The following is a 3919-nucleotide window of genomic DNA, read 5'->3' on the forward strand; positions in this document are numbered from 1 at the left end:
GATGGGCAGGCTTTTGCATATCGCTCCAGATCAAAGGGCGGGCGCTGTCCGCTCGGCGCGCCATTTCTAGTCAGTGCAGGATACGGCGTATCGCTTGGATTCGATTGGCCAAACAAGGCAAACATTGCGTGCCGATTCGATGCATTGACGCGCCTCTTTCGTCAGCAGGTATGAAGATTGCCGTCGCCAGGGCCTGGTCATGGGCGCAAATCATCAGACTTCGACGCGGCATGCCGCCTTGCGCTTCGTCTTCGTCAAAGAGGGGTTATTCTTTTGCCTTTGCCGCTGAGGCGGCGTGCTTCGGGAGAGTGCGATGCAATACCGCAAGTTCGGCGCAACGGGGCTCAACGTGTCGCGCGTGTGCCTGGGAACGATGACGTTCGGTTTTCAAATCGACGAGCCGACGTCGGTTCGCATCATGGATACGGCGGCCGATGCGGGCGTCACGTTCTTCGATACCGCAGACGTTTATCCGCTGGGCGGCGGCGAGACGCGCGTCGGCCACACGGAGCAAATCGTCGGGCGCTGGCTGAAAGGCCGGCGCGACCGGTTTGTGCTCGCGACGAAAGCCGTCGGCAAAATGGGCCCTTCGCCGTGGGATCAAGGCGCGTCGCGCAAGCACTTGCTCGATGCGATCGACGCATCGCTGAAACGGCTGGGGACCGACTATGTCGATCTCTATCAGTTGCATTCCGACGATCGAGAGACACCGTTCGACGAAACGCTGGAAGCACTCGATGTGATTGTTCGCTCGGGACGTGCGCGCTATATCGGCGTGTCCAATTACCTGGCCTACCGGCTTGCGCGGGCATTAGGCCGTGCGGATGTGCTGCGCACGGCGCGCTTCGTTTCTATCCAACCGCGCTACAACCTGCTGTTTCGTCAGATCGAACGCGAGTTGCTGCCGCTGGCCGAGGAAGAGGGCTTGGCCGTCATGCCCTATAACCCGCTCGCCGGCGGGCTGCTCACGGGTAAGCATCGTCGTGAAGCCCCGCCGCCTGAAGGCCGTTTCACGGTTGGCACCGCGGGGGAACTCTATCAATCCCGCTATTGGCACGAACGGGAGTTCGAAACGATCGAGGCGCTGAAGAAACTCACGGCCGATGCGGGTTTGTCGCTTTCCACGGTGGCTGTCGCTTGGGTCCTGGCCAACGGCACGGTGACGTCGGCGATTCTCGGCGCGAGCCGTCCGGAGCAATTGGCCGACACGCTGGCGGCCGTCGAGCTGGCGCTCGATCCCGCGTTGAAAGCCAGGCTCGACGAGCTCACGCACGAGTATCGTTTTGGGGACGCAACGCGATAGCGCGTGCTGGCGCGTGCCTTCGGCCGGGCTTCCGGTTCAATCGGCGGTGACGTAGCGCGGCGAGCCGGGCTTCTCACGCTGCCCGTTGCCGCTCGTACGCCCGGCGCCATCGCCACGCATGCGCTTGACCTCGTCAACGGGGCTCACCCCGAACAACCGCTTGAACTCGCGGCTGAATTGCGAGGCGCTTTCGTAGCCGACGCGCGCCGCGGCTGCGCTGACGTTCAAGCCGTCGTGCATCATCAGCAAGCGCGCTTGATGCAGCCGCGTCGTCTTCACGTATTGCATGGGCGATGTCTCGGTCACAGCTTTGAACTGTGCATGAAACACGGCCAAACTCATGCCCGATTCGCGCGCGAGCGTGGGCACGTCCAGGTCACAGGCGAAATCGGTGTGAATTCGACGTAAGGCTTTTGAAATGCGCCCGAAGTGATCTTGATGGGTTAGCGCTGCCCGAATCATGTCGCCTTGTGACCCCGTGAGCACGCGATAGCAAATCTCCCGAACGATTGCCGGCCCGAGAATACGTGCATCGTGCGGCGAGGCCAGCGATTCCAGCAGCCGCAGTACGGCATCGCTCAACGTTGGATCGAGCGGCGTGGCGTAAATCGCGCGCGGCTCGCTTTCGATTGGCCCGCGTGTATCGTTCAGCGTCATCAACAGTTCGGCGATGACGGTCAGATCGACCCGAATCGAAATGGCCAGCATCGGCTCCTCGGGCGTTGCCTCGGTCTCGCACTCGAACGGCAGCGGCACTGACAGCACGAGATAGTGCTGAGCATCGTAGATGAATGCCTGGCTGCCAAGGAAGCCGCGTTTTCGGCCTTGAGCCACGATGACGATCGACGGCTCGTACATGACCGGCATGCGTGGCAAGGAGACGTTCGTCCGCATGAACTTCACGCCGTCGAGCACGGAGACGGTGAACCCTTCATTGGGCGCGAGGGTTGCCAGCAACTGGACCATGCGCGTCTGCGCTGGGCTCACGAAAGGGGAGGGCGAGGCGGGAGTGGACATGGCTGTCGCAGGCGCAGATCAGTAGAATCGGGCTCGAAATATAGCGCCGATTTCACTTTTTCGCTGAAGCCGGAGAGAAAAAGGCAAGCGTTCGATAGATTCAGGCATTCCTTCCCGCGGTATCGCTTCCTACTATGTCCACCTGCGAAGCTCCATGTCGGAGAACGCGCAATTGGCAGGAGTGACCACCCATGTATACGACTCACGGATACGCAGCGAAGGACGCCGGTTCGCCGCTCGCACCGTTCGACATTCAACGCCGAGATCTGCGCGAAAACGATGTGCAAATCGAGGTGCTGTTTTGCGGCGTCTGCCACTCCGATCTGCATCAAGCGCGTAACGAGTGGCGCAACACGACGTTCCCCGTGGTACCGGGACACGAAATCGTCGGCCGTGTGGCGCAAGTCGGCCCGGGCGTCACACGCTATAAAACCGGGGATCTGGTTGGCGTGGGCTGCCTCGTCGATTCGTGCCGCACCTGCGCGAGCTGCGCCGAAGGTCTCGAGCAATACTGCGAGAACGGCTTCGTCGGCACCTATAACGGCACTGACCGCGTGAGCGGGGAGACGACGTACGGCGGGTACTCGACCAGCGTCGTCGTGGACGAAGCGTTCGTCTTGAGCGTGCCGGACAACCTCGATGCGGCCGGCGCTGCGCCGTTGCTGTGCGCGGGCATCACCACCTATTCGCCGTTGCGCCAATGGGGCGCGGGGCCCGGCAAGAAAGTGGGCATCGTGGGCCTTGGGGGGCTCGGCCACATGGGCGTGAAGCTCGCGCGGGCGATGGGCGCGCACGTCGTGTTGTTCACGACATCGCCGTCGAAAGTCGAAGATGCGAAGCGCCTGGGCGCGCATGAAGTGGTGGTTTCGAAAGACGAGGCACAAATGCAGGCGCATCTGAACAGCTTCGATTTCATCCTCAATACGGTGGCCGCGCAACACGACCTCAATCCGTTTATTGCGTTGCTCAAGCGCGACGCGACGATGACGCTCGTCGGCGCTCCGGAGCACGATCACCCGTCGCCGCAAGTGTTCAACCTGATCTTCAAGCGTCGCCGTCTCGCCGGCTCGTTGATCGGCGGCATTGCCGAAACGCAGGAGATGCTCGATTTCTGCGGCCAGCACGGCATCACGTCGGATATCGAAATCATTCCGATGCAAGAGATCAACCGGGCTTACGACCGAATGTTGAAGAGCGATGTAAAGTACCGCTTCGTGATCGACCTCAATTCGCTTCGACAATAGCCAGTAGATAAATAGCCGGAGGGTTCATGACGACGCTGACGATCAATGGCAAGACCCATCACGTGGACGCGCCCGATGACATGCCATTGCTTTGGGTGTTGCGGGATCTCGTAGGATTGACGGGTACGAAATTCGGTTGCGGTATTGCGCAGTGCGGCGCGTGCACGGTTCATTTGGATGGTGCGGCTGTGCGTTCCTGTGTCTTGCCGGTCTCAGCCGTCGTCGGCAAAAAGGTCACGACGATCGAAGCGGTCGGCGAAACGCCTGCCGGCCGCAAAGTGCAGGAGGCATGGCGCGCGATCGACGTCGTGCAATGCGGATACTGCCAATCGGGGCAAGTGATGTCTGCCGCGTC

General features: G+C 61.3%; 4 protein-coding genes. 3 read left to right on the forward strand and 1 reads right to left on the reverse strand.

Features of this window, described 5'->3' with window-relative positions:
- Positions 1 to 313: 313 nt before the first annotated feature.
- Positions 314 to 1303 carry an aldo/keto reductase gene (locus ACTHL0_RS22005; RefSeq protein WP_440569022.1) on the forward strand — a complete coding sequence of 330 codons (990 nt, stop codon included), beginning with the start codon at positions 314 to 316 and terminating at the stop codon, positions 1301 to 1303.
- A gap of 36 nt (positions 1304 to 1339) precedes the next feature.
- On the opposite strand, the gene ACTHL0_RS22010 is transcribed toward ACTHL0_RS22005, so the two are convergent.
- The gene (locus ACTHL0_RS22010) at positions 1340 to 2320 is read right to left on the reverse strand and encodes an AraC family transcriptional regulator (protein WP_440569023.1); all 981 of its coding nucleotides are present in this window, start codon (positions 2318 to 2320) and stop codon (positions 1340 to 1342) included.
- A gap of 191 nt (positions 2321 to 2511) precedes the next feature.
- Between ACTHL0_RS22010 and ACTHL0_RS22015 the strand changes: the two genes are divergently transcribed.
- A complete protein-coding gene (locus ACTHL0_RS22015; protein WP_440569024.1) occupies positions 2512 to 3564 on the forward strand; it encodes an NAD(P)-dependent alcohol dehydrogenase in 1053 nt (350 codons plus the stop codon).
- Positions 3565 to 3590: 26 nt separating this feature from the next.
- Positions 3591 to 3919: (2Fe-2S)-binding protein (locus tag ACTHL0_RS22020; protein WP_440569025.1), on the forward strand; the 329-nt coding region annotated here is incomplete at its 3' end.

Source organism: Trinickia sp., assembly GCF_051961175.1.
Classification (GTDB): domain Bacteria; phylum Pseudomonadota; class Gammaproteobacteria; order Burkholderiales; family Burkholderiaceae; genus Trinickia.

Bases quoted from the DNA above. Each gene is read 5' to 3' on its own strand.
- ACTHL0_RS22005 (WP_440569022.1), top strand. From the start codon at position 314: ATGCAATACCGCAAGTTCGGCGCAACGGGGCTCAACGTGTCGCGCGTG.
- ACTHL0_RS22010 (WP_440569023.1), bottom strand. From the start codon at position 2,320: ATGTCCACTCCCGCCTCGCCCTCCCCTTTCGTGAGCCCAGCGCAGACG.
- ACTHL0_RS22015 (WP_440569024.1), top strand. From the start codon at position 2,512: ATGTATACGACTCACGGATACGCAGCGAAGGACGCCGGTTCGCCGCTC.